Origin of the sequence: Acidovorax sp. ACV02 (assembly GCF_014851475.1) — a bacterium.
Lineage (GTDB): Bacteria > Pseudomonadota > Gammaproteobacteria > Burkholderiales > Burkholderiaceae_C > Acidovorax > Acidovorax delafieldii.
Map to the genome: position 1 here is coordinate 93,320 of NZ_JACUZU010000010.1, position 23,994 is coordinate 117,313.

The 23,994-nt window shown below is 63.8% G+C and carries 27 protein-coding genes; 11 read left to right on the forward strand and 16 right to left on the reverse strand.

Annotation, left to right across the window (positions count from 1 at the left end; all coding sequences use genetic code 11):
- Positions 1–105 precede the first annotated feature (105 nt).
- On the forward strand, positions 106–1,008 hold the full coding sequence (locus IB236_RS21665; RefSeq protein WP_192422188.1) for a DMT family transporter: 903 nt from the start codon (positions 106–108) through the stop codon (positions 1,006–1,008).
- 22 nt (positions 1,009–1,030) lie between these two features.
- Here IB236_RS21665 and IB236_RS21670 read toward each other — a convergent pair whose 3' ends face one another.
- The 5 genes from IB236_RS21670 to lptF form a co-directional block, all read right to left on the reverse strand.
- Entirely contained in the window at positions 1,031–2,197 is a 1,167-nt protein-coding gene (locus IB236_RS21670) for a pyridoxal phosphate-dependent aminotransferase (protein ID WP_056746026.1), read from the reverse strand.
- Between the two features lie 66 nt (positions 2,198–2,263).
- On the reverse strand, positions 2,264–3,205 hold the full coding sequence (locus IB236_RS21675; protein WP_056746023.1) for a CysB family HTH-type transcriptional regulator: 942 nt from the start codon (positions 3,203–3,205) through the stop codon (positions 2,264–2,266).
- A 72-nt stretch (positions 3,206–3,277) separates the two neighbouring features.
- A complete protein-coding gene (locus tag IB236_RS21680) occupies positions 3,278–3,649 on the reverse strand; it encodes a sirohydrochlorin chelatase (protein ID WP_056746021.1) in 372 nt (123 codons plus the stop codon).
- Between the two features lie 27 nt (positions 3,650–3,676).
- The gene (lptG, locus tag IB236_RS21685; RefSeq protein WP_056062363.1) at positions 3,677–4,786 is read right to left on the reverse strand and encodes an LPS export ABC transporter permease LptG; all 1,110 of its coding nucleotides are present in this window, start codon (positions 4,784–4,786) and stop codon (positions 3,677–3,679) included.
- Positions 4,783–5,889 carry an LPS export ABC transporter permease LptF gene (gene lptF, locus IB236_RS21690; RefSeq protein ID WP_056746020.1) on the reverse strand — a complete coding sequence of 369 codons (1,107 nt, stop codon included), beginning with the start codon at positions 5,887–5,889 and terminating at the stop codon, positions 4,783–4,785. Before lptF ends, lptG begins: the two co-directional genes overlap by 4 nt.
- A gap of 23 nt (positions 5,890–5,912) precedes the next feature.
- Between lptF and IB236_RS21695 the strand changes: the two genes are divergently transcribed.
- The 4 genes from IB236_RS21695 (at position 5,913) to IB236_RS21710 (ending at position 9,762) form a co-directional block, all read left to right on the forward strand.
- Positions 5,913–7,469: a leucyl aminopeptidase gene (locus IB236_RS21695; RefSeq protein ID WP_192422189.1), complete on the forward strand. Its 1,557-nt coding sequence runs from the start codon at positions 5,913–5,915 to the stop codon at positions 7,467–7,469.
- A gap of 6 nt (positions 7,470–7,475) precedes the next feature.
- Positions 7,476–7,910 carry a DNA polymerase III subunit chi gene (locus IB236_RS21700; RefSeq protein WP_056062368.1) on the forward strand — a complete coding sequence of 145 codons (435 nt, stop codon included), beginning with the start codon at positions 7,476–7,478 and terminating at the stop codon, positions 7,908–7,910.
- Positions 7,911–8,302: 392 nt separating this feature from the next.
- Entirely contained in the window at positions 8,303–8,503 is a 201-nt protein-coding gene (locus IB236_RS24420; RefSeq protein ID WP_225581307.1) for a hypothetical protein, read from the forward strand.
- Between the two features lie 131 nt (positions 8,504–8,634).
- Positions 8,635–9,762: a branched-chain amino acid ABC transporter substrate-binding protein gene (locus tag IB236_RS21710; protein WP_056062370.1), complete on the forward strand. Its 1,128-nt coding sequence runs from the start codon at positions 8,635–8,637 to the stop codon at positions 9,760–9,762.
- Positions 9,763–9,891: 129 nt separating this feature from the next.
- Here IB236_RS21710 and IB236_RS21715 read toward each other — a convergent pair whose 3' ends face one another.
- From IB236_RS21715 to lexA, 3 genes are all read right to left on the reverse strand, one after another.
- A complete protein-coding gene (locus IB236_RS21715; protein WP_056746014.1) occupies positions 9,892–10,899 on the reverse strand; it encodes a D-2-hydroxyacid dehydrogenase family protein in 1,008 nt (335 codons plus the stop codon).
- A gap of 314 nt (positions 10,900–11,213) precedes the next feature.
- Positions 11,214–11,399 carry a hypothetical protein gene (locus tag IB236_RS21720; protein WP_192422232.1) on the reverse strand — a complete coding sequence of 62 codons (186 nt, stop codon included), beginning with the start codon at positions 11,397–11,399 and terminating at the stop codon, positions 11,214–11,216.
- A 566-nt stretch (positions 11,400–11,965) separates the two neighbouring features.
- Positions 11,966–12,640: a transcriptional repressor LexA gene (gene lexA, locus IB236_RS21725; RefSeq protein WP_056062380.1), complete on the reverse strand. Its 675-nt coding sequence runs from the start codon at positions 12,638–12,640 to the stop codon at positions 11,966–11,968.
- Positions 12,641–12,723: 83 nt separating this feature from the next.
- On the opposite strand from lexA, the gene IB236_RS21730 reads away from it, so the two are divergent.
- Genes IB236_RS21730 through IB236_RS21740 form a run of 3 tightly spaced genes read left to right on the forward strand, consistent with a single transcriptional unit; the run spans position 12,724 to position 14,634 of the window.
- On the forward strand, positions 12,724–13,683 hold the full coding sequence (locus IB236_RS21730; protein ID WP_192422191.1) for an asparaginase: 960 nt from the start codon (positions 12,724–12,726) through the stop codon (positions 13,681–13,683).
- Positions 13,684–13,702: 19 nt separating this feature from the next.
- Entirely contained in the window at positions 13,703–14,122 is a 420-nt protein-coding gene (locus IB236_RS21735) for a hypothetical protein (protein ID WP_192422192.1), read from the forward strand.
- A 41-nt stretch (positions 14,123–14,163) separates the two neighbouring features.
- Positions 14,164–14,634, forward strand: coding sequence for a DUF6152 family protein (locus IB236_RS21740; RefSeq protein ID WP_121943015.1), 471 nt, complete (start codon positions 14,164–14,166; stop codon positions 14,632–14,634).
- 152 nt (positions 14,635–14,786) lie between these two features.
- Here the strand turns inward: IB236_RS21740 and adk are convergent, their stop codons facing one another.
- The 6 genes from adk to IB236_RS21770 form a co-directional block, all read right to left on the reverse strand.
- A complete protein-coding gene (gene adk, locus IB236_RS21745; protein WP_056062394.1) occupies positions 14,787–15,443 on the reverse strand; it encodes an adenylate kinase in 657 nt (218 codons plus the stop codon).
- 257 nt (positions 15,444–15,700) lie between these two features.
- Positions 15,701–16,531, reverse strand: a complete 831-nt coding sequence (kdsB, locus tag IB236_RS21750) for a 3-deoxy-manno-octulosonate cytidylyltransferase (protein WP_192422193.1) — start codon at positions 16,529–16,531, stop codon at positions 15,701–15,703.
- Entirely contained in the window at positions 16,528–16,710 is a 183-nt protein-coding gene (locus IB236_RS21755; RefSeq protein ID WP_056062396.1) for a Trm112 family protein, read from the reverse strand. The genes kdsB and IB236_RS21755 overlap by 4 nt, the downstream gene beginning before the upstream one ends.
- Before the next feature lie 28 nt (positions 16,711–16,738).
- Positions 16,739–17,839 carry a tetraacyldisaccharide 4'-kinase gene (lpxK, locus tag IB236_RS21760; protein WP_192422194.1) on the reverse strand — a complete coding sequence of 367 codons (1,101 nt, stop codon included), beginning with the start codon at positions 17,837–17,839 and terminating at the stop codon, positions 16,739–16,741.
- A 5-nt stretch (positions 17,840–17,844) separates the two neighbouring features.
- Positions 17,845–18,279 carry a biopolymer transporter ExbD gene (locus IB236_RS21765; RefSeq protein WP_056062402.1) on the reverse strand — a complete coding sequence of 145 codons (435 nt, stop codon included), beginning with the start codon at positions 18,277–18,279 and terminating at the stop codon, positions 17,845–17,847.
- Positions 18,280–18,284: 5 nt separating this feature from the next.
- A complete protein-coding gene (locus IB236_RS21770; RefSeq protein WP_056062406.1) occupies positions 18,285–18,932 on the reverse strand; it encodes a MotA/TolQ/ExbB proton channel family protein in 648 nt (215 codons plus the stop codon).
- A 352-nt stretch (positions 18,933–19,284) separates the two neighbouring features.
- Here IB236_RS21770 and xseA point away from each other — a divergent pair, with 352 nt between their 5' ends.
- Both xseA and IB236_RS21780 read left to right on the forward strand, forming a co-directional pair.
- Positions 19,285–20,610 carry an exodeoxyribonuclease VII large subunit gene (gene xseA, locus IB236_RS21775; protein ID WP_099730138.1) on the forward strand — a complete coding sequence of 442 codons (1,326 nt, stop codon included), beginning with the start codon at positions 19,285–19,287 and terminating at the stop codon, positions 20,608–20,610.
- A 209-nt stretch (positions 20,611–20,819) separates the two neighbouring features.
- Positions 20,820–21,401, forward strand: a complete 582-nt coding sequence (locus IB236_RS21780) for a superoxide dismutase (RefSeq protein ID WP_056062412.1) — start codon at positions 20,820–20,822, stop codon at positions 21,399–21,401.
- A gap of 167 nt (positions 21,402–21,568) precedes the next feature.
- Here the strand turns inward: IB236_RS21780 and IB236_RS21785 are convergent, their stop codons facing one another.
- Together IB236_RS21785 and IB236_RS21790 are read right to left on the reverse strand one after the other, a co-directional pair.
- Entirely contained in the window at positions 21,569–22,108 is a 540-nt protein-coding gene (locus IB236_RS21785; protein WP_192422195.1) for a DUF192 domain-containing protein, read from the reverse strand.
- Between the two features lie 195 nt (positions 22,109–22,303).
- Entirely contained in the window at positions 22,304–22,507 is a 204-nt protein-coding gene (locus tag IB236_RS21790) for a hypothetical protein (RefSeq protein WP_056644838.1), read from the reverse strand.
- Between the two features lie 225 nt (positions 22,508–22,732).
- On the opposite strand from IB236_RS21790, the gene icd reads away from it, so the two are divergent.
- A complete protein-coding gene (icd, locus tag IB236_RS21795) occupies positions 22,733–23,992 on the forward strand; it encodes an NADP-dependent isocitrate dehydrogenase (RefSeq protein ID WP_192422196.1) in 1,260 nt (419 codons plus the stop codon).
- The last annotated feature ends 2 nt before the right edge of the window (positions 23,993–23,994 follow it).

Sequence of the window (23,994 nt, forward strand, 5' to 3'; positions counted from 1 at the left end):
TCTGTCCGTTCTTCCAACGGGTCATTAGAGAACGCTCACATTGGCCTGCAGCAAAAGCGCTCGCAAGCTGCGATCATCCCACCCTGCATCACGCTTCTGTTCTCCATGACCCAGGCCACACCGCTCCGTCCCAGCGCTTCCAGTCCGCTCGATTCCCTCGTCCCCCTGCTGTTTGTGGCGCTCTGGAGCACCGGATTTATCGGCGCCAAGCTGGGGCTGCCGTATGTGGAGCCGCTGACCTTTCTGGCGCTGCGGTTTGCCATCGTCATCGTGCTCATGCTCGCGGTGGTCGCCGTAGCGCGTGCGCCGTGGCCGCCTTCGGGCAGGGCCTGGCTGCACATCGGGGTGTCGGGCCTGCTGGTGCACGGTGTGTACCTGGGCGGGGTGTTCATGGCCATCGGGCACGGGCTGCCGTCGGGCATTACAGCGCTGGTGGTGGGGTTGCAGCCGCTGCTGACAGCCCTGGTGGCCGGGGCTTTGCTGGGCGAGAAGGTGCGGTCAGCCCAATGGGCGGGCCTGGCCCTGGGCTTCACCGGCGTGGCGCTGGTAGTGGCCGGCAAGGTGGCTACCGTGCCGGCTGGTGCTTTGCTGGGCATGCTGCTGCCGGCGGTGGTCGCGCTGCTGGGCATCACGGCGGGCACGTTGTACCAGAAGCGGTTTTGCCCCTCGTTCGACTTGCGCACGGGCTCTGTCATTCAGTACCTGCCCTGTGCGGTGGCCATGGCCGCCGTCGCCTACGCCACCGAATCCATGGCCATATCGTGGACCGGCGAGTTTGTGTTTGCGCTGGGCTGGCTGGTGCTGGTGCTCTCACTGGGGGCCGTGAGCCTGTTGAACCTGCTCATCCGCCGGGGCGGCGCGGTCAATGTGGCCAGCCTGTTCTACCTGACCCCGCCCACCACAGCGCTGATCGCCTGGGCGATGTTTGGCGAGACGCTCAGCGGCTGGGCGCTGGCGGGGATGGCGCTGGCGGCTGCGGGTGTGTGGCTGGCGCGGCAGACGAAGTAAGAGTCCTGGAGGGCCCTGCGGATCAGAGCTTGCGCAGCCGCTCCAGCGCGGCGCGCAGCGTCTCGTCCTTCTTGGCGAAGCAGAACCGCACCACACGCTGGTCAAACCCGTCGCCATAAAACGCGGACAGTGGAATCGCCGCCACGCCCACCTCGCGGGTGAGCCACTGGCAGAAATCGGCCTCGTTCAAATCGCTGATGGCCGAAATGTCCACGCACTGGAAGTAGCTGCCGGTGCTGGGCAGCAGCTTGAAGCGCGAGCCCGCCAAGCCCTCGCGGAACAGGTCGCGCTTGGCCTGGTAGAACGCGGGCAACTGCAGGTAGGGCGTGGGGTCTTGCAGGTAGGCCGCCAGGCCGTGCTGCACCGGTGTGTTGACGGTGAACACGTTGAACTGGTGGACCTTGCGGAACTCTGCTGTGAGCGCTGCAGGCGCTGCCACAGTGCCGACTTTCCAGCCGGTGACGTGGAAGGTTTTGCCAAAGCTGGACACGATGAAGGCCCGCGCGGCGAGGCCGGGAAAGCGCGCAGCGCTCTGGTGCTCGACACCGTCGAACACCATGTGTTCGTACACCTCGTCGCTGATAAGCAGGATGTCGGTGGGGGCGAGCAGGTCTTCCAGCTGGCGCATTTCCTCGGCCGTCCAGATGGTGGCGCTGGGGTTGTGCGGGCTGTTGATGAGGATGGCGCGGGTGCGGGGTGTGATGGCCGCGCTGATCTTGGCGAAGTCGGGCCGGAAGGTGCCGGGTGTGAGCGGTACGCGCACGGCCTTGCCGCCGGCCAGCTCGATGTTGGGCACATAGCTGTCGTAGCACGGGTCGAGCACGATCACCTCGTCACCCGGGTGCACGATGGCCAGGATGGCGGTGATGATGGCCTGCGTGGCACCGGCGGTGATGGTGATTTCGGTGTTGGGGTTGTAGGCGCGGCCATGCAGTGTCTCGATCTTGCGGGCCACGGCTTCGCGCAGGGCGGGCACACCGGTCATGGGCGGGTACTGGTTGTGGCCGGCTTGCATGGCGGCGGTGACAGCGTTCACCAGCTCGGGCGCGCATTCAAAGTCAGGAAAGCCCTGGCCCAGGTTCACCGCCTTGTGTTCGGTGGCCAGCGCCGACATCACGGTGAAGATGGTGGTGCCGACGTTGGGCAGCTTGCTGGGGAAGGCGGGTGTGCGGGCGGTGGTGGAGGTCATGGCGCAGCAGCTTGGAAAACGGGGGAATTCTGGAAGAGTCAGAAGGCTTCTGGTGGAGAGCGCAAGTCAGAGTTCGTAATCGTTGACGTGCCCAGTCATTGCACGGGCAATCAGCTCGCGGCTCAGGCGGTCGCTGAGCAGCTCGGCAAACTTGTAGACAAAGTTGCGCAGGTAGGCGCCGCGCTTGAAGGCCACGCGGGCCACGCTCTGCCCAAACAAGTGACCCACGGGGCGCACGGCCAGGTCGCCCACCGGGTCGTCGCGCATGGCCATCTCGGCCACGATGCCGATGCCCAGGCCCAGGCGCACATAGGTCTTGATCACGTCAGAGTCGATGGCTTCGAGCACGATGCGGGGCGTGAGCTTGCGCGCTGCAAAGGCGTGATCGATCTTGCCGCGCCCGGTGAAGGAGGGGTGGTAGGTGATCAGCGCTTCGTGCGCAAGGTCGTCCAGACCGATGCGTTCCTTTTGCGCCAGAGGGTGGTCGTTGGGCACCACCAGCACGTGCTGCCATTCGTAGCAGGGCAGGGTGACAAGTTCGGGGTAGTCGGCCAGGGATTCGGTGGCCATGCCGATCTCGGCCACCTCGTCGATGATCATGCGGGCCACTTCGTGCGGTGTGGCCTGGTGCAGGCTCACGTTGACCTTGGGGTAGGCCTCGCGCAGGCGGGCCACAGGCATCGGCAGCACGTAGCGCGCCTGGGTGTGGGTGGTGGCGATGCTGAGGGTGCCGCTGTCTTGCGCGCTGAACTGCTCGCCAATGCGCTTCAGATTGCCTACCTCGCGCATGATGACTTCGATGCTTTTGAGCACATGCTGGCCGGGTTCGGTGATGCGCTTGAGGCGTTTGCCGTGTCGGGCGAAGATGTCCACGCCCAGTTCTTCTTCCAGCTCGATGATGGCTTTGGAGACGCCTGGCTGCGAGGTATGCAGGGCCTTGGCGGCCTCGGTCAGGTTGAGGTTGCGGCGCGCAGCCTCTTGAACGAAGCGGAATTGGTGCAGATTCATATCGAATATCGCCTAAAAGATTGCATCATTATGCTGTAATCGTCTAAGCGAATGAACCGCACCGCAGAAATTTCAGAGCGGCGGGCTTTCGCAGGCGATCTCTGCCATCAAGGCCGTCATGCGTGGATCCTCCCCGATGGCGGCCTGGACGTGGAATTGCACGGCGGGGTGGGCGGTGCGCAGCTCCTGCACCAGCAGGGGCAAATCCTCCCGCGCGTGTTTGCCGGTGCCCAGAAACATCGGAACCACCGTGACGGCGGTGGCCCCATCGGCCACCAGTTGCCGGACGGCGTCCGGCAGGGCTGGTTCACACAGTTCCAGGTAGGCACAGATGGCTCGGCGGCCCGGACTTTGCGCTGCAATGCGCGTTGCGACTGCCTCCATAGGGGCGCGCCACAGGGGGTCTCGGGACCCGTGGGCAAACAGGACGATGGCGTGGGTCATGGGGCGGGGCGGGGCGAGGTCAGGGTGTCAGCGTCTCAGCACCAGCCAGCCAAAGGCCGCCAGCGAGAGCAGGGAGTAGATCAGGCCGGGCGCCGCCGCTGTCAGCCATGGCGACCAGTTTTGCAGGTTGCCCGCATAGCCAAAGACGTTGTTGAGCAGGAAGAAGCTGATGCCCGCCATCACGCCGCCGAACACGTAGCCCGCGATGCCGCCCGAGCGGAAATGCAGGTACGCAAAAGGCAGCGCCAGCACCACCATCACCAGACAGCTCAAGGGGTAGAACACCTTGCGCCAAAACTCGATCTCGTACTTTTGGGCAGACTGGCCGTTGGCGTTCAGGTGCCGGATGAACTGAAAGAGGTCCAGAGTGGCCATGCGGTCGGGCTTGAGCAAAGAGGCTGCCACCATGTCGGCACTGATCTTGGTCGGCCACTGCAGGGAGGGGCTTTCCAGGTGCTCCACGCGGGCCTCGTTCTTGTCGCTTTGCTGTTCAAAGTGACTGCGCTGCACCTTCTCCAGGGTCCACGCTCCATCCGAGCCGAACTGCCCTGACGCGGCCCGCGTCTGCGACGCCAGACGGCCCTTGTCGTCAAACTCGAAGATGCGCACGTCCAGCATGCCGCCATTGGGGGTGAGCGCGCGCACGTTGACGGCAAAGGAGTGATCTTCCTGCCGCTCTTTGAGCCATGCGCCCGTGGCGCCTGCTGTCAGCCGCCCCAGGTAGCGCACCTTGATGAGCTGGGCGGTGCGGTCCGTCAGGGGGGCCAGGTAGTCACCGACAGCAAAGGTCAGCAGCACGAAGACGCCACCCAGCGTGAGCAGGGTGCGCAGCGCCCGCCAGGGGCCCATGCCGCTGGTGCGCATGATGGTGAACTCCGAGCTTTGGGCCAGGCGGGCCATCACAAAGATGGTGCCGATCAGCACGGTGATGGGCAGCAGTTCATACAGATGGCTGGGAATGCTGAGCACCACAAACAGCAGCGCGTGCGATAGCTGGTAGCCATCCTCCCCCGCACGGCCCACCCAGCGGAGCTCATCCACCAAGTCAAAAAAGAAGAACAGGGCCAGAAAGCCCACTGTGACGAAGGTGACGGCGCCCAGCGCCTCACGGTGGATCAGGCGGCGGATGGTTTTCATGCGGACTGCCCTCCGGCGCGCACGGACTGCCATAGCCGGCCCATCGTCCATTGGTTGTGTCGGACAGCAAGCACCAGCAGTGAGGCCGCCAGCATGCCGCCATGCAGCAGCACCATGAAACTGGTCAGGCCCAGCCGGTCCGCGCCCACCCAGCTCTGGCCCAAGGTCATGAGGTTGTAGTACACGATGAAGGCAAACAGCGCAAACACCATGCTCGTGCTGCGCGCTGCGCGTGGGTTGACGCTGGCCACAGCCAGACCCAGCAGCACAAAGTTGAGCGCGGCCAGTGCCAGGCCCAGCCGCCAGCCCAGCTCGGCGCGGTAGGCCGGCAGCGGCCGCATCACGAGGTCGTAGGTCGTGCGTGTCTTCACCGCCAGTTCTTCCGCCGCACCTGGGGCTGCACTACCGATGCGGGTGCCGTACAGGCTGAACTCGCTGATCTTCACGCCAGGCTTGTCCCGCGAGGTCTCCAGGCGCTGACCGTCGCTCAGCAGGGCCATGCGTTCACCGCCCTGGGTCTCCAGCCGGGCGCTGCGGGCGGAGGTGACGGATTCGCGTTTGCCGTCATTGGCGGCAATGAAGACGTTGTTGGCGGCCTGCGTGTCTGGGGTGTCCTTGTCGATGAAGAACACCCGGCTGCCGTTGGACGACTCCTGGAACTCGCCCGGTGCAATGCGGTCGATGTCGCTGCGCTGCTCGTAGCGGGTCTTGAGTTCCTGGATCTGGGAGTTGGCCCAAGGCCACACCAGCAGCGACAGTACGGCAATCACCACCATCACCGGCCAGGCAAAGCGCAGCAGGGGTCGCACCAGACTGATCAGGCCGCGCCCGCTGGCGAACCAGATCACCATTTCGCTGTCGCGGTACATGCGCGACAGCGTGCCGACCACCGCAATGAACAGACTGAGGCTGAGAATGGTGGGCAATTGCCCCAAGACGGTGAAGCCCATGACGAGCATCACGTCGGATGGGCTGACACTGCCCTTGGAGGCCTGGCCCAGCGTGCGGATGAGCATCATGGTCATGACCACGGTCACCAGCACCACAAGGGTCGCGCCGAAGCTGCGCGCCAGCTCCTTGCGGATGGATGAATCGAATAACATTGGCTGGAAGGAAAACACCAATTATGAACTTTGATCTCAAGACCCTTGAACTTGCTGCGGCAGCCTCGGAGAAATGCGACCTGCTGATCGTCCTGCTTCCCGAGGGCTTCAAGCCGGGCAAGGACGCGCTTTCTGCTCTGGCGGCCTTGGCACTCAAGAACGGAGATCTGACCACCAAGGCGGGCAAGCACCTACAGCTGTACCAGGTGCCTGCCGTTGCAGCCCGCCGCGTGGTGCTGGTGGGGTTGGGCGATGGATCGGCGCGCGCAACGCGCCAGGCGCTGCAGGCACTGGGTGGTGCCATCAAGGCGCCCCAGACCAAGCGCGTGGTGCTGTGTTTTGCCGGCGCAGCCCCGGCGGCGTCTGTCAGCGCTGCTGTGCAGGCGGTGGCAGACGTGAGCTATGTCTACACCACCACCAAGACCAAGGTGGAGGCACGCAGCCTGAGCCGCTGTGTGGTGGGTGTGCCCGATGCCACCGGTGCGCGTGACGGGTTTGACAGCGGGGTCGCCCTGGTCGCTGGTGTGGAGTTTGCGAGGGAGTGGGGCAATCGCCCAGCCAACCACGCCACTCCCAGCCTGCTGGCGGATGCGGCCAAAACCCTGGCCAAGTTGCCACGCATCCAGTGCAAGGTCCATGGCCCGGCAGAGGTGGCGCGTCTCGGCATGGGCGCCTTCATGGCTGTGGCAAAGGGCTCTGAAGAGCCCCTGCGTTTCATCGAGCTGCGCTACAACGGCGCTGCCAAGGACCAGGCACCCATCGTGCTGGTGGGCAAGGGCATCACCTTTGACACCGGCGGCATCTCGATCAAGCCCGCGCCCGAGATGGACGAGATGAAATTCGACATGTGCGGCGCTGCCAGCGTGCTGGGAACCTTCCGCGCGCTGGGCGAACTGCAGCCTGCCGTCAATGTGGTGGGCCTGATCCCCGCATGCGAAAACATGCCGGACGGGCGCGCCGTCAAGCCTGGTGATGTGGTCACCAGCATGAGCGGCCAGACCATCGAGATTTTGAACACCGACGCGGAGGGGCGCCTGGTGTTGTGTGACGCGTTGACCTATGCAGCGCGATTCAAGCCTGCTGCTGTGGTGGACATTGCGACGCTGACCGGCGCCTGCGTGATCGCCTTGGGAGGCGTACGCAGCGGTCTGTTTGCCAATAACGACGGTCTGGCGGAGTCCTTGCAGGCGGCTGGTGAGGCCGCGCAAGACCTCTGCTGGCGCATGCCGCTGGACGATGACTATGCCGACGGCCTCAAGACCAACTTTGCCGATATGGGCAACGTGGCGGGGCGTGCGGGTGGCTCCATTACCGCTGCCAAGTTCTTGCAAAAGTTCGTCGGCGACATGCCCTGGGCTCACCTGGACATTGCGGGCACTGCCTGGAAGGGAGGCGCGGCCAAGGGTTCCACAGGACGCCCGGTCGGCCTGCTGGTGCACTATGTGCTGGAGCAGTCCAGGTCGCAGGTCCGACAAGCCAAGGCACCCAAGTCCGCGTCACGCTCCGTGACCAGGACGGCCGCTGCTGGAGCTGTGGGCAAGCCAGCCGCCAAGCGGTCCTCCAGCCCCAAGGCTGCTTGACGCGTCATGACCGAGGTGGCCTTTCACTTCAACGCGCCCGACAAGCTGGCCTACGCATGCCGGTTTGCGCGCAAGGTGCAGCGCAGCGGGGCTCGTTTGGTCATTGCCGCGCCTGCGGATGCGCTTCAGGCGCTGGACCGCATGCTCTGGTTGTTGGCCCCTCAGGACTTTGTGGCCCATTGCCATGCCGACTCGGACGAGGAGCTGGTTCAGGCCTCTCCGGTGTTGCTGGCGCAGGATGCACGCCTGGCACCGCATCACGAAGTGCTGTTGAACCTGAATGCGGAAGTCCCGGAAGGTTTTGGCCGGTTTGACCGTCTGGTCGAAGTGGTGAGCGCCCAGGACGAAGCCGACCGTGCTCAGGCGCGTGCGCGTTGGCGCCATTACGCGTCCCGAGGTTATGCCATTACCCGCCATGATCTGGTGTTGAAAGCGGGCTGATGGCGCTCCCACCCAAAACCCCTCCACGGTTTGTACCCACGCTCACCGAAGTGGTGCAGGTGCCTGGCGTGGCGCCCCTCGCGCCGGGGGCTCCAAATCCGGCGGTCCGCACCACCGTCCTGTCGCCGTCGCAGTCTGTGGCGTTGGCCAGGCCTGCATTGCCCACTGCGCGACCGGCTGGTGCGGCGCAGGTCGCTGCGCCCCCTGCCACAGAGCGTCCTGTGGCCTCCCCGGTGGCTGCGCCAATCCCTGTGGCTGCTCCCCTGGCATCACGTTCTCCGGTATCCCATGTCCAACCTCGCCCGGCGGTTCATGCTGCCACCCCTGCTGGCCCAAAGCCAGGGGCTGCGCCCGTTGCGGCCCGCGCCTTGCCAGATGGGATGGAGGAGTTCATGGTGCACCGCGTCATGCAGCGCGTGGATGTAGTGCTGGACCAGCGCTTGCGCGAAGCAATCGCCACAGTGGTGCAGGAGCAGACGCGGTCAGTGCTTCCGCGTCTGCGCGAAGAGATCGAATCGGTGGTGCGGCATGCGGTGTACGAGGCGGTGGCGGACGAGCTGGCGAGTGGTGCGCCCCCTGTGTCCAAGGGATGACAGGGTATTCCCCTGTGGTTTCTCTTGCGTTTAATCGTGTTCCCTAATGATCTGGCCCGTAAATTGCGATATGTTCGCCTGCGTTGAGACACAAGAAGATTCTCAGCGTTTATCTTTACTGGAGATTTGATATGCAATTGAAGTTGAAACTGACCGTGGTTGCTGCTATCGCGGCTGTTGCTGGTGTGGCCTCTGCACAAGAGCAGGTGGTCAAGATCGGCCACGTGGCTCCGGTTTCCGGCGCCCAAGCCCACTACGGCAAGGACAACGAAAATGGCGCCCGCATGGCCATTGAAGAGCTGAACGCTCAAGGCGTCACCATCGGCGGCAAGAAGATCAAGTTCGAGCTGCAGGCTGAAGATGACGCTGCCGATCCAAAGCAGGGCACTGCTGCCGCACAAAAGCTGTGCGACTCCAAGGTCGCTGGCGTTGTCGGCCACCTCAACTCCGGTACCACGATCCCCGCCTCCAAGGTGTACAACGATTGCGGCATCCCCATGGTGACGGGCGCTGCGACCAACCCCAACCTGACCAAGCCTGGCTACAAGACCACGTTCCGTATCATCGCCAACGACAACGCCCTGGGCGCTGGTCTGGCCTTCTACGCTGTGGACACCCTGAAGCTCAAGACCGTTGCCATCATCGATGACCGTACTGCTTACGGCCAAGGTGTTGCCGATGTGTTCAAGAAGACCGCTACGGCCAAGGGCATGAAGGTGGTGGACGAGCAGTTCACGACCGACAAGGCCACGGACTTCATGGCCATCCTGACCGCCATCAAGGCCAAGAACCCTGATGCCGTGTTCTACGGTGGTATGGACCCTCAAGCCGGCCCCATGCTGCGTCAGATGGAACAGCTGGGCATGGCCAACGTCAAGTACTTCGGTGGTGACGGCGTCTGCACGTCCGAAATCGCCAAGCTGGCTGCCGGTGCCAAGACCCTGGCTAACGTGATCTGCGCGGAAGGCGGCTCCTCGCTGGCCAAGATGCCTGGCGGTACGGCCTGGAAGGCCAAGTACGACGCCAAGTACCCCAACCAGTTCCAGGTGTACAGCCCCTACACCTATGACGCCACGTTCCTGCTGGTGGACGCTATGAAGCGCGCCAACTCCGTGGACCCCAAGGTGTACGTGAACGAACTCGCCAAGTCCAACTTCAAGGGCGTGACCTCCACCATCGCCTTTGAACCCAACGGCGAAATGAAGAACCCAGCGATCACGCTGTACGTCTACAAGGACGGCAAGAAGACACCTCTGTAATTGGAGTGTTGCTTTCTGCTGCGGGGCTTTTCGGTGCCTTGCAACAATCGCAAAAAAGGCTTCCCTCGGGAAGCCTTTTTTAATTGCGCGGTGTGGTCAGCGTTGCCAACGCTGCAACGGGTTGATCTGTTAGCGCCTGACTTGTAGCGAGCCAGGATTCACGATGTTGGTAGGCGTGCCTTTGATGAAATTCACCACATTGTCGAAAGCTGCACCAAAGTAGAGCTCGTAGCTGTCCTGCTCCACGTACCCGATGTGTGGCGTGCAGATGCAGTTTTCCAGGCGGAGCAGGGCGTGGCCTTGCAGGATGGGTTCGCTCTCAAACACGTCCACGGCTGCCAGGCCCGGGCGACCCCGGTTGAGTGCTGCGATGAGCGCGTCGGGTTCAATCAATTCTGCACGCGACGTGTTGACCAGCAGCGAGGTGGGCTTCATGCACGAAAGGTCTTCAAGCGAGATGATGCCGCGCGTTTCGTCGTTCAGGCGCAGGTGCAACGAGATCACGTCGCACTGCGAAAAAAACTCTTCGCGCGTGGCGGCGGCCTGGTATCCATCCGTCAGCGCCTGCGCGCGCGAGGCTTCACGCCCCCAGACGCGCACGTTCATGCCAAACGCCCGTCCATAGCCGGCCACCAGTTGTCCTATGCGGCCATAGCCCCAGATACCCAGTGTTTTACCCCGCAGCACGCTGCCGACTCCGAAGTTGGGGGGCATGGACGCGGTCTTGAGACCGGACTGCTGCCAAGCGCCATGCTTGAGGTTGGAGATGTACTGTGGCAGGCGGCGCATGGAGGCCATCACCAGGGCCCAGGTCAGCTCGGCGGGAGCCACAGGGGAGCCGACCCCTTCTGCCACGGCGATCCCCCGCTCGGTACATGCCGCTACATCAATGTGGCTCCCAATCTTGCCAGTTTGGGCGATGAGCTTGAGCCGCGGGAGCTTTTCAACCAGTTGGCGTGTGATCTGGGTCCGTTCGCGGATCAGCACAATGATGTCGGCGTCTTTGAGCCGCACCGAAAGCTGCCCCAGCCCTTTGACCGTGTTGGTGTACACCTTGGCGGTGTATGCGTCGAGCCGAGAGGCGCAATGCAGCTTGCGCACTGCATCCTGGTAATCGTCGAGGATCACAATATTCATGCCGACATTGTGCCTTGACGGGCGCAGGGGAATGCAACAGGGGCCGTGCTGGGCATACCAAAGCCTGCGGTTTTTTGGTGACTGAGTGCTGCATGGGCCCCGCAGACGTATTTCTTGCACTGCGCGTGCACGGAAGTCCGCACTCAGAGAGTTCCATGCACCACGACTGCTGCAGCTCGGCGCAGATTTTTGGACCTGCCGGTGCCCCGGTGTTAGACGTTTGCGGATCGAGCACTGCCTGACATTGCCGCAGCCTTGGTGCGCGGGGCGTAGAAGAGGGCTTGGCGCTCGTGCCGCCTGCTGCGCTCTGCGAATCAGGCCCGGAGCGCCTCGGACGCTGCCAGGCGGTCCAGCTCTGCGCACACATCGGCCATGCGGCCAGCAATTACCAGGCGGCAGGTGCCTGTGTCAGAGGCCCGACGCAGCACCCGGGTGGATTGTGGTGGGCAGTGGTCTGCACCCACCGACGCCAAGAAGGCCTGTCGTTTGCTGCTGGCCATGTGTGTTGGCAGGAAGGAGCGGTGGGTGGCAGAGGGTCTGGTCGGGCTTTCCGGCGTTCGTGCTGGAGGTTTGGCGGTAAAGGGCCAATTTCCGCGCAATGGACGTTGCGCCTTTGGCTCTGTGGAGTTGCTGGGAACCAGGGCTTGAGCTTCATCGCTGCGGGAGGCCGATGCTGGGGCGTTGCCTGGCCTGGCACGTCTCATGCCGACTGGCTGTGCCCGCAGGTCCAGTCTGTCTTTGGGGGCACCGGCTGGGTTGGCAAGCAGCTTTTTAAGACTGCGAAGAGGGTTCTGCACAGCAGACAGGGTGAACAAAGCAATTCCCATGTGAAAACTCCGAAAGTCGGGGGTTGAACATAGGCAGGATTGCAAAGTGGTCGAAAACCAGTGCAGACAGACGCAGTGCGAGTTGATCCCTCGACAGTGCAGCCAGCTGCTCCGCCGATCCATCAAGCATTGCCTGAGAGGCCTTGGCATTCAACGGGACCTGCACCGCAGGGCTGGTGAATCGGTTGTATCCGTTCACCAAACGCCCGCCACCCACGGTGCGGCCCCTGGGGCACAAGCTACATCAGCATGGTGTTGCGGATAAGTCCCACTGCCAGTCCTTCGATTTCGAAAGGCTCGCCGGGCTGCACCACGATCACGGGATAGTCGGGGTTTTCGGGCAGCAACTCGATGGCAGTGGCCGTGCGGCGAAGTCGCTTGACGGTGACATCATCGCCCAGGCGGGCCACGATGATCTGACCATTGCGAGCCTCACGGGTGGACTGCACGGCGAGCAAGTCACCATCCATGATGCCGGCGTCGCGCATGGACATGCCCCGCACCTTGAGCAAGTAGTCGGGCTTGTGTTGGAAGAGGCTGTTTTCCACGCTGTAGGTCTGGTCCACATGTTCCTGCGCGAGAATGGGCGACCCAGCAGCCACCCGACCTACCAGGGGCAAGACCAGCTGCGACAGACCCGGGATGGGCAGGCTGAATTGGTTGCCACGGGCTGCGTTGATGGAGCGCACTGTGTCTCCGCGCAAGCGGATGCCGCGCGAGGTGCCGCTGACCAGTTCGATCACCCCTTTGCGGGCCAGGGCCTGCAGGTGCTCTTCTGCCGCGTTGGCTGACTTGAAACCCAGCTCGGCCGCGATTTCTGCGCGGGTGGGAGGCGCGCCGGTGCGTGCGATGGCGGTCTGGATGAGATCCAGAATCTGCTGCTGGCGGGCGGTGAGTTTGGGGTTGTCGAGCATGGTGGTTTCCGGTGCAGGCGGTTACAGTGGCGAACAACTGTTTTTTAATCCAGTAACTGTATTTTTCACCAGTTTTTCGGAGTATGCAAGTGAGTGGGCAAAAAATTGTGGTTTTGGGCACCGGTGGCACGATTGCGGGCACCTCTGCGCAGGCGGGAGACAACATTGGCTACACCGCTGCCCAGGTGGGGGTGGAGCAACTTCTGACGGCCGTGCCAGGCCTGCAGGCACTGGCAGGGGGCGCCTTGGCTGCTGAGCAGGTGGCGCAGATCGACAGCAAGGACATGGATTGCGAGGTGTGGCGCACGCTGGCTCTGCGGTGCGCGCACCATTTGAGCGACCCGGAGGTGAGAGGTGTGGTCATCACCCATGGCACAGACACCCTGGAAGAGACCGCGTGGTTTTTGCACGAGGTGCTGGATGCGCGCAAGCCCGTGGTGCTGACCTGCGCCATGCGGCCCGCCACAGCCCTGACCCCCGATGGACCCCAGAACCTGCTGGATGCGGTGGCTTTGGTGTTGGCACCGGGTACAACAGGTGTGCTGGCCGTTGCTGCGGGTGAAGTGCATGGCGCTCGGCATGTGCAAAAAGTGCATCCCTACCGCGTCAATGCTTTCAGATCGGGCGAGGCCGGTCCTTTGGGCTGGGTGGAAGAGGGCGTGGTCCGTTGGGCCTGCACTAGCCCGGTAGCGCATGTCAATCATGCCGATAACGCTATAAATAGTATAGTGAACGCTGTTGCCTGGCCCTGGGTGGAAATCGTCATGAACCACGCAGGCGCGTCGGGCAGGGCGGTTGATGCTCTGGTGCGAGAGGGGGTGCAGGGCCTGGTGGTGGCTTGCACCGGCAATGGCACGATCCACCACGATCTGGAGGCTGCCCTGGTGCGCGCGCAGAAAGCCGGAGTGCGGGTGGTGCGCTCCACCCGCTGCGCCGAGGGACAGGTGCTACCCAAGCCGGGTGATGCGCTGTCTGCCTCGCAAGGCCTGTCGCCAGTCAAGGCGCGGGTCGCTCTGATGCTTGATTTGCTGCGGGCGGATTGATCCAAAAGGACTGCCAGCCGTGTTCACCGCACTCAAGACACACGCCTGGGCTTATCCAGCGCTCGAAGTCGTCCACATTGTGGGCATTGCGCTGTTGCTGGGCAATCTGGTGTTGCTGGAGTTGCGGGTGTTTGGGCGCGGTGCGGCCTTGCCGATGAAAGACCTCGCGCGGCTGGGTCTGACTTTGGCCGTGTGTGGCTTTGGATTGGCGGCAGCATCGGGTCTGTTGATGTTTGCCACCCAGCCTGCGGAGCTGCTCAGCAACCGCGCCTTTACCTTGAAGATGCTGTTGTTAATGCTTGCGGGCTGTAACGCGGCGTGGTTTCATGCACGCGGTTCGCTTGCACGCCTGGACGGGTTGGCACGTCTGCAGATGCTGGTGTCCACCGTGATCTGGCTGTCGGTGGTGGCCTGTGGCCGCTGGATTGCGTACCTTTGATATGGCCTCTTGAACCGGGTTTTATTCCTGCGGGAGTCTTTATGGGCTTGCAACGTCGTCATGTGCTGATCGCCGCCAGTGCCTTGCCTTTGGGGGTGCACGCCCACCATGGCTGGAGCAGTTTCGATGCAGACCGACCGCTGTATCTGGAGGGCACAGCGCGCAAAGTGCGCTGGCAAAACCCGCACGCAGAGCTGGAGCTGGAACTGCCCGCTGCGCTCCGGTTGCCAGCGGACCTTGCGCAACGTGCCATCCCCGCGCAGGCAGCGCCCGTGGATGGCCGCGCGCTGCTGGCCAAAACGGTGCTCCCCACCCGCAAGGACCGCGTCTGGGAGATTGAGCTGGCGCCTTTGACCCGCATGCAGGCGTGGCAGGTGCCAGAGATCAAGCCAGGCACCGCTGTATCAGTCGTGGGTTTTGGCCTGCGGGACGAAAAGGGCGAGGCGGTACTGCGCGCCGAGTACCTGTTTGTGGACGGCAAAGCCTACGGCCTGCGGTCCAGTCCTGCCTGAGTCAACGCACACGCCCGCAGCAGGCGGCTGTCGCGGCTGCCATGCTTCAAGGCGGCCCATGAAAAAAGCGACGCCCTGGTGCGGTGCGTCGCTTTGATGGGGCTTGACCGCCCAACGTGTGTCAGGCGGTTTTTTGCTCCTGGTTCAATGTATCAGCTGGCCAGCGCCTGCAGCGCGCGTGCGGTGATCTCGTCCACACTGCCGGTGCCGCTGATGGCGCGGTACTTGGGCGCTACAGCGGGTTCATCCTTGGCCCAGTTGCTGTAGTAGTCCACCAAGGGGCGCGTCTGGTCGCTGTAGACCTGCAGGCGCTTCTTGACGGTTTCTTCCTTGTCGTCTTCGCGCTGGATCAGTTCTTCGCCGGTCACGTCGTCCTTGCCTTCCACCTTGGGGGGGTTGAACTTGACGTGGTAAGTGCGTCCGCTGGCGGGGTGCGAGCGGCGGCCGCTCATGCGCTCAATGATGGCGTCAAAGGGCACGTCGATTTCGAGCACATAGTCCAGCTTGACGCCTGCGGCCTTCATGGCGTCGGCCTGGGGAATGGTGCGGGGGAAACCGTCGAACAGGAAGCCGTTGGCACAGTCTGCCTGCGTGATGCGCTCCTTGACGAGACCGATGATGATGTCGTCACTGACCAGGGCGCCCGAATCCATCACGGCCTTGGCCTGCAGGCCCAGGGGGGTGCCGGCCTTGACCGCTGCGCGCAGCATGTCGCCGGTGGAGATCTGGGGGATGCCGTACTTCTGGCAGATGAACGTGGCTTGCGTGCCCTTTCCGGCGCCAGGCGCGCCCAACAGAATCAGTCTCATGGATGTCCTCGAAGGTTAGAAATCGGGTGGCGCCGCTGGCGGGGACGTTCGAAGGGCGCCTGAAGCCGTTCTGTGCGCCCGGGATGCGGTGCTCTCGTTACAGTTGAGGATAGCATGTGACCACCTTGCGCTGACTTACATGGGTGACCGTTTCTAGGTCGGCGCCTCCACGTGCCCACCACGGCGCCCCGCTGTACGTCCCCAGTGCGTTGAAAGTGCGCCCGCAGCGCACACCGCATGGCGGCGCCAGAGAGCTTTCAGCGAAACAGCGCGCGCACCCGCTCCAGGTCCTCCGGCGTATCCACGCCAGGGCCGGGCGCTGCGTCTGCCAGGTGCACGGCGATGTGGTGGCCATGCCAGAGTGCGCGCAGCTGCTCCAGGGCCTCCACCGCCTCGGTCGGTGCTGGCGCCAGCTGCGGAAATTTCCGCAAGAACCCTGCGCGATAGCTGTAGATGCCCACGTGCCGCAGCGGTGCAAAGCCTTGCAGTGCCTTGACGCCGGGCTGGGCGGCCTGTGCCGCGCCCTCCCACCAGGCCGTGCTCGCGTGGTCGCGGCCAAAAGGGATGGGTGCACGGCTGAAGTAATGGGCCAGACCCCGCGCGTCCAGCACCACCTTCACCACATTGGGGTTGGTGTAGTCGGCCAGAGACGCAATGGCATGGGCAGCGGTACCCATGCTGGCTTCGGGGCGCTTTCCATCTCGGTCTTGCAGCAGGCTTGCCACGGCATTGATGAGGCCGGGGTCTATCAGCGGCTCGTCACCCTGCACATTGACCACGATGTCGTCGCCGTCCAGTCCCAGCTGTAGGCAGGCCTCGGCCAGGCGGTCGCTGCCGCTGGCGTGGTCGGTGCGCGTCATGACGGCATCCACGCCATGCACTGCGCAGGCTTGCAGGATGCGGGCATCGTCGGCCGCCACCACGACGCGGGTTGCGGCGCTCTGCGCAGCACGCCGGGCCACGCGCACCACCATGGGCAGGCCCGCAATGTCGGCCAGAGGCTTGTCTGGCAAGCGGCTTGAGGCCATGCGTGCCGGGATCAGCACGGTGAAGGGGGTGTGGGCTAAGGCGGGCACGGGTGCGCTCACTGCTCCAGTTCCTCGTCGGTCAGGGTGCGTGCTTCGTTTTCCAGCAACACCGGAATTCCGTCGCGCACCGGGTAGGCCAGCCGCGCGCTGCGCGACACGAGTTCCTGCGCCTCGCGGTCATAGGTCAGGGGGCCTTTGGTGACGGGGCAGACCAGCAGTTCAAGCAGTTTGGGGTCCATGGGGGAGGAGCTTTCCGGGAGGGTTCGTTCAGGCAGGGGCAGATGATAGCGGCGGCCTTTGGGCTCCTGGGCCGGTCGTAATTCGATGGAGCCAGGCATCGAGGGCGGTAAAAAATTGCGGGTCCATCTGCGCGACCAGGGGAACAGCCAGTGCGTCAGGATGGCGGGTCCAGAGCTTTACGGCGTCTTTTTCAGTGCAAACAAGCTGCATGCGCTGGTCGGATATGCGCTGCCAGCTATCAAAATCATAGTGATCTGGCAGGGCCTCGGTGCGCTCCAGCGCCAGGCCCTGGGTGCGCAGCATGGCAAAAAACTCGCTGGGCCTGGCCACGGCTGCCACCGCATGCAGCGGTTGCCCCTGCAATTGGGCCAGTGGCACCTGCTGGCCGTTCGACCGCAGGGCATAGGGCGCCAGGCTACGCTGCAGCTCAAATGCAGGCGCGGTGGTCCCGTGCGGTGGCGCACTGCCTGTGTGCAGCACGATGTCCACGGCGCGGGGCCAGGGCTCCCGCAGCGGGCCGGCAGGCAGCAGAAATCCGTTGCCGATGCCCTGGTCATTGAAGATGCAGATCTCCAAGTCCCGCTGCAGCGCCAGGTGCTGCAAGCCGTCATCGCAAATGAGAACGTCGGTGTCAGGGTGCGCGGCCAGCAGCGCGCGTGCGGCAGCGATGCGGCGCGGGGCCACAAACACCGGCACCGTGCCGCCACCCGCTACGCTGCGGGCAATCAAGGCCGGCTCGTCGCCCACCTCGCTGGCGGGGCTGTCGGGTTGCACGGCTCGGCAGTCTTGTGTGCTGCGACCGTAACCGCGCGAGATCACGCCCGGGCGCAGACCACGCGCCTGCAGGTGTTTGCCGAGTGCGATGACTATCGGGGTCTTGCCGGCGCCTCCGGCAATCACGTTGCCCACCACGATGACGGGGCGGCCCGGGTGTTCGGAGCGAAGCCAGCCCCTGCCATACAGCCAGCGGCGCAGCGCCACCAACGCGCCATACATCAGGGAGACGGGCCACAGTGCCCAAGCCGCTGGACCCCGGGACTGCCAGATGTTGTGAAGCCGTTGTTCGGCCGTGGGCGGAGAGACCTGCGGGGCCGAAGCCCGGGGCGGCTGCGGCCCGGAAGCGGCCATGCCCGTCAGCGGCTGGCCGCGCGTCCCGACGCGGACGACTGCGTGGCAAACGTGATCTGCGTGAGGCCCACGCGGCGCGCGGCTTCCATCACGGTGACCACGGACTGGTGTGGCGACATGGCGTCGGCGCTGATGATGACCACGCTGTCGCGGCCTGCGGTGGCGGCACTGCGCAGAGCCTGGGCGATGGCATCCACACTCTTGCCTTCCACGCCGGTCTTGTTGACGGCGTAGCGGCCGTCTGCGGCCACCGACACGATCACTTCCTTGGGATGGTCGCGCTGCTGCTCGGCATCGGCCACGGGCAGGGTGAGTTGCAGCTCCGTGAACTTGCTGTAGGTGGTGGTGAGCATCAGAAAGATGAGGATCACCAGCAGCACGTCGATGAACGGGATCAGGTTGATCTCAGGCTCATCCTTGGCGCGGGGACGAAAGTTCATGGCGCTTACTTGGCTTTGCGCAGGCGCAGGATGTGGCGAACAAATTGCTCCGACGCCAGCTCCAGCGTGAGCAGATACGCGTCCACGCGGGCCCGGAAGTAGCGCCAGAAGATCAGCGAGGGGATCGCCACGATCAGGCCAAACGCGGTGTTGTAGAGCGCGATGGAGATGCCATGCGCCAGCTGGGCCGGGTTGCCGCCACCCATGGCCTGGCCCACACCGCCGCCGCCCGCCTGCGAACCAAAAATCTCAATCATGCCGATGACGGTGCCCAGCAGGCCCAGCAGTGGCGCGGCTGAAGCGATGGTGGCCAGGGCCGACAGGTACTTCTCCAGCCGGTGCGCTACCGCGCGGCCGGTGCCTTCCATGGCGGCGCGCAGGTCGGTTTCGCTGCACTGGGGGTTGCTGTTGAGGGTGCGCAGGCCGCTGGCCAGCACTTCACCCAGGGCCGAGTTCTGGGCCAGCTGGTTCACCACGTCGGGGGTGGGCAAGGCCTTGGACGACACCGTGATGGCTTCGTCGAGAAGTTTGGGGGGGGCCACGCGGGCCGTTTTCAGGGCGAGAAAACGTTCAAAAATCAGTGCCAGTCCCAGGACGGAACACGCGATCAGGGGCCAGATGGGCCAGCCTGCGGCTTGTATGATGGACAGCAAATCTCTCTCCGCGCAGATGAAAGCAATCGGCGATTATGGCCTAGCTTGCGGCGGCCACCGCGTCACAAACCGTTACGTTATCGCGCACGCCACCCATCACCGCGCTCACCCACAAAAACTGTGGATAACTTTGTGGGCAACCCACATCCACAGCCTCGCAAAGTGGCTCCGCGCCGTGCTTGCAACAGATTGATGAAAAATTGTGCAGTGAAAAATGTATATAAATCAATAACTTGCACGTGCTCTCGTGTTTTGCGGCCGATTGGGGTGCCCAGTTTGAAGGCGACTCCCGCTGGCTCGAAACTGTGGAGTACTTGCCGGGGGGGCGCGGCGCCAACGCGCGCCGTTTCTCATGTTTGATCGTTCAAGCCCAGCAGCGGCGCCCCGTATCTGGGAAGTTGGCGCGCTGTGCCGCGCCATTGCTGATGCCCTGGAGGCGCGCTTCAATCCTGTCGCGGTGCGCGGCGAGATTACGGGCTTCTCGCGCGCGTCCAGCGGTCATTGTTATTTTTCGATCAAGGACGCCAACGGGCAGTTGCGCTGCGCCATGTTCCGCCGCGCAGCCACGCTGCTTGACTTTTCGCCGCGCGATGGTGAATTGGTGGAAGTGCGCGGGCGTCTCGGTGTGTATGAGGCGCGGGGCGACCTGCAGTTCATCGTGGAAAGCATGCAGCGCGCGGGGCAGGGCGCGTTGTTCGAGCAGTTCCTGCGGCTCAAGGCGCAGCTTGACGCCGAAGGCCTGTTCGACACGGCGCGCAAGCGCCCGCTGCCGCTGCAGCCCCGCGGCATTGGCCTGGTCACGTCAGCCGGCGCAGCCGCGCTGCACGATGTGGTCACGGCGTTGCGCCGGCGTGTGCCGCACATTCCGGTGGTGCTGGTGCCAGCGCAGGTCCAGGGTGTGGCAGCCCCGCCGTCGATCATTGCGGCGCTATCAAAACTGTATCTGCTCGCGCAAGCGGGGCAGGCGCCTGGGGCTGATTCGAACCGGCATCCGCCCATTGACGTGATTTTGCTGGTCCGTGGGGGAGGCTCCATCGAGGACCTGTGGGCCTTCAACGACGAGCAACTGGCCCGCACCATCGTGCAAAGCCCGGTGCCCCTGGTCAGCGGGGTGGGGCATGAGACCGATTTCACCATCGCTGACTTTTGCGCCGATCTGCGCGCACCCACCCCCACCGCGGCGGCCGAGCTGGTGGCTCAGCCGCGCGAGGTCTGGCTGGGCGCGCTGGATTTGCTGGCAGGCCGCCTCAGCGATGGTGTGCAGCGCCAGCTGGATACCCGCCACCAGCGTCTGGACCAGGCCGCAGCCCGCCTCGGCCGTCCCTCGGGCCTGGTGGCGCGCCAGCAGCTGCAACTGGCGCGCCTTGCGCAGCGCATGCGCCATGGGGTGCTCCTGAAAATGCAGCGCCTGGCGCAACGCCAGCAAACACTGGAAACCCAATTGCCCCAGGCTTTGCAACGCAGTGCTGCGCAGCACGCCGAGCGGCTGGACCGTGCTGCCTTGCGGCTGGAGCTGCTGGACCCACGCTTGGTACTGCAGCGCGGTTATGCGCTGCTGACCGACACCAGCGGCCAGGCGGTGACCAGCGTGCGCCAGGCCCAGCCGGGCGACGCGCTGCGGGCCACGCTGGCCGACGGCGCCGTGGATGTGACGGTGTCGCAGCCACGGTTGCTGTGAGCGGATCGCGGAGGGCGAGGGCGGCAGGGCTTTTTTGTAGGACAGCGGCGGTTTGTGGCGTTGCGGGTGGGGAACCGGGAGCCCACATGCTGCACAGGTCACCTGATGTTCCTACAATGCCCCCTTCGCGCTGTGTCCGACTGCATTGCTCAGGAAAGCCCGCGTTGCAGACGGCATCCCAGAATTTCAAACCACGAGGAAACACCACCATGGAACACACCCTTCCCCCGCTGCCCTACGCCATCGACGCCCTGGCCCCGCACTACAGCCAGGAAACCCTGGAGTACCACCACGGCAAGCACCACAACGCCTACGTGGTGAACCTCAACAACCTGCAAAAGGGCACCGAGTTCGAATCCCTGACGCTGGAAGAGATCATCAAGAAGGCCAGCGGTGGCATCTACAACAACGCTGCGCAAATCTGGAACCACACCTTCTTCTGGAACTGCATGGCTCCCCAGGGTGGCGGTGAGCCGTCGGGCGCACTGGCCGCAGCCATCAACGCCAAGTGGGGCAGCTACGCCGCCTTCAAGGAAGCCTTTGTGAAGTCCGCCGTGGGCAACTTTGGATCGGGCTGGACCTGGCTGGTGAAGAAGGCCGACGGGAGCGTGGACATCGTCAACACCGGCGCCGCTGGCACGCCCCTGACCACCGCCGACAAGGCCCTGCTGACGGTGGACGTGTGGGAACACGCGTACTACATCGACTACCGCAACATGCGTCCCAAGTTCGTCGAAACCTTCCTCGACAAGCTGGTGAACTGGAAGTTTGCTGAAGCCAACTTCGCCTGATCGACCCGCGCAGTCGCGGTGTGGCGCTCACATCGTGCAGGCAACAAAAAACGGCCCGAGGGCCGTTTTTTGTTGCACGACAGAAAATTTGAAGTGTTTTCGACTGGATGCGCTAGTGAATCATGGTTCTATTGCTATCGAATGTGTAGCATCAGCAGCCCTTGGCGTCACTGCCGGGCAAACGGAGTCCCACTGAGTTTGGCCCCGGCCTTGATGCCCTTCTTGGCAAACCAGCCCTGGTTCATCTCCAGCACGTAGCGCACGGGCTTGGCCGAACAGTGTGAATCCAGTGTCTGGGGCTTCATGTCCTCCAGGTTCACGATGGTGCCGTCATCGGCAACGAAGGCCGCCGTGAGCGGCAGCAAGGTGTTCTTCATCCAGAAGCACTGCTGGGAGGGTTGCTCAAAAACGAACAGCATGCCCTCGTGCGCGGGCATTTCCTTGCGGTACATCAGGCCCGTCTGGCGCTCCTGCGGGGTGAGGGCGACCTGGGCGTCGATGCGGTGCATCCCGGCGGTTAGTTCCACGCGCCGCAGGTTCATCTGTGGGCCTTCCTGCGCCTGGGCGAACCCGGCGGGCGCGGCCAGTGCACATGCCGCCAGCCAAACCCCCCAGGCCCCGACGGCGCGGCGGGCGCGGCTTGGAACACCGGTCGCCGCGCGCAGGGCGGCGAGCGGGAAGGCTGGAAGGGCGCGTGAAGCGGTCATGGGCGGGGCTTTCTGGCAAAAAAAGACAACACAGAGTGCGGCAACTGCGCCAGGGACGGACTGCAGCGGTCGCGAAAAGTTCAGGCGGTGCGTACGAGTTTTGTAGCACCAAAGAAAACGCCCGCAGGAGCGGGCGGTTTTTGAATCAGCGAAGGCCTGAGGGCCCCGTGGCGGGTATGTCAGGCCTTGCGATGTTCAGGCGGCCTTGTGGGCGGTTTTCTTCTTGGCGACCTTTTTGGTGGTCTTTTTCTTGGCGACCTTCTTGGTGGCCGGTGCTGCTGCCTGGGCCGTCATGGGAGCGGCTGCGGGAGCGGTGGTGGCAGGGGCGGCTGCGGGTGCCTGTGCAAAAGCACCAGCAGTGAACAGACCGGCCACGAGGACAGCGAGGAGTTTTTTCATATATGCCGTTTCCAGTGTGAACGAAGGTTGAAGGGCCGGACGAATTCCGTACGGCTCCACTCGCAACGATAGCAGCGCGCGGCCCGTTGACAGGGTCTTGGACGAAATTTTTTGTCATTAGAATGGTTTGAAACCACACTGGCGCGCCTGCGGCGGTGCTTCTTTTCCTCGCTTTGCCCCTCATCGACCGAATCAGACTCGGCGCACACCGGAGACTCCCCACCCATGACCACCTACCAGCACATCGTGGTGCCTGCCGAAGGCCAGAAAATCACCGTCAACGCCGACATGTCCCTGAATGTGCCGGACGAGCCCATCATTCCCTTCATTGAGGGTGACGGCACCGGCCTGGACATCACTCCCGTCATGATCAAGGTGGTGGACGCAGCCGTGGCCAAGGCCTACGGCGGCAAAAAGAAAATCCACTGGATGGAGGTGTACGCGGGCGAAAAGTCCACCAAGGTGTACGGCCCCGATGTGTGGCTGCCCGATGAAACCCTGCAGGTGCTGCGCGAGTACGTGGTGTCCATCAAGGGCCCGCTGACCACGCCCGTGGGCGGCGGTATCCGCTCGCTGAACGTGGCGCTGCGCCAGGAGCTGGACCTGTATGTGTGCCTGCGTCCCGTGCAGTATTTCAAGGGCGTGCCCTCGCCGCTGAAGGAGCCTGAAAAGACTAACATGGTCATCTTCCGCGAGAACTCGGAAGACATCTACGCCGGTATCGAGTTCGAGGCCCAGTCGGACAAGGCGAAAAAGCTCATCAAGTTCCTGCAGGACGAGATGGGGGTGAAGAAGATCCGCTTCCCCAACACGTCCGGCCTGGGCGTGAAGCCCGTGTCCATCGAGGGCACAGAGCGCCTGGTGCGCAAGGCCATCCAGTACGCCATCGACAACGACAAGCCCAGCGTGACCATCGTGCACAAGGGCAACATCATGAAGTACACCGAAGGGGGCTTTCGCGACTGGGCCTATGCCCTGGCACAGAAGGAGTTCGGTGCTGAGCTCATCGACGGCGGGCCCTGGTGCCGCCTCAAGAACCCCAAGAACGGCAAGGAAATCACCATCAAGGACAGCATCGCCGATGCCTTCCTGCAGCAGATCCTGCTGCGCCCGGCCGAGTATTCGGTCGTGGCCACGCTGAACCTGAATGGTGACTACATCTCCGACGCGCTGGCGGCACAGGTGGGCGGCATCGGCATTGCCCCCGGCGCCAACATGTCCGACTCGGTGGCGTGCTTTGAAGCCACCCACGGCACGGCGCCCAAGTACGCGGGCAAGGATTACGTCAACCCCGGCTCCGAGATCCTGTCGGCCGAGATGATGCTGCGCCACATGGGCTGGACGGCGGCTGCCGACCTGATCATCAGCTCGCTGGAGAAGTCGATCGCATCCAAGAAGGTGACCTACGACTTTGCCCGCCTGATGGAAGGCGCCACGCAGGTCAGCTGCTCGGGGTTTGGGCAGGTCATGATCGACAACATGTGATG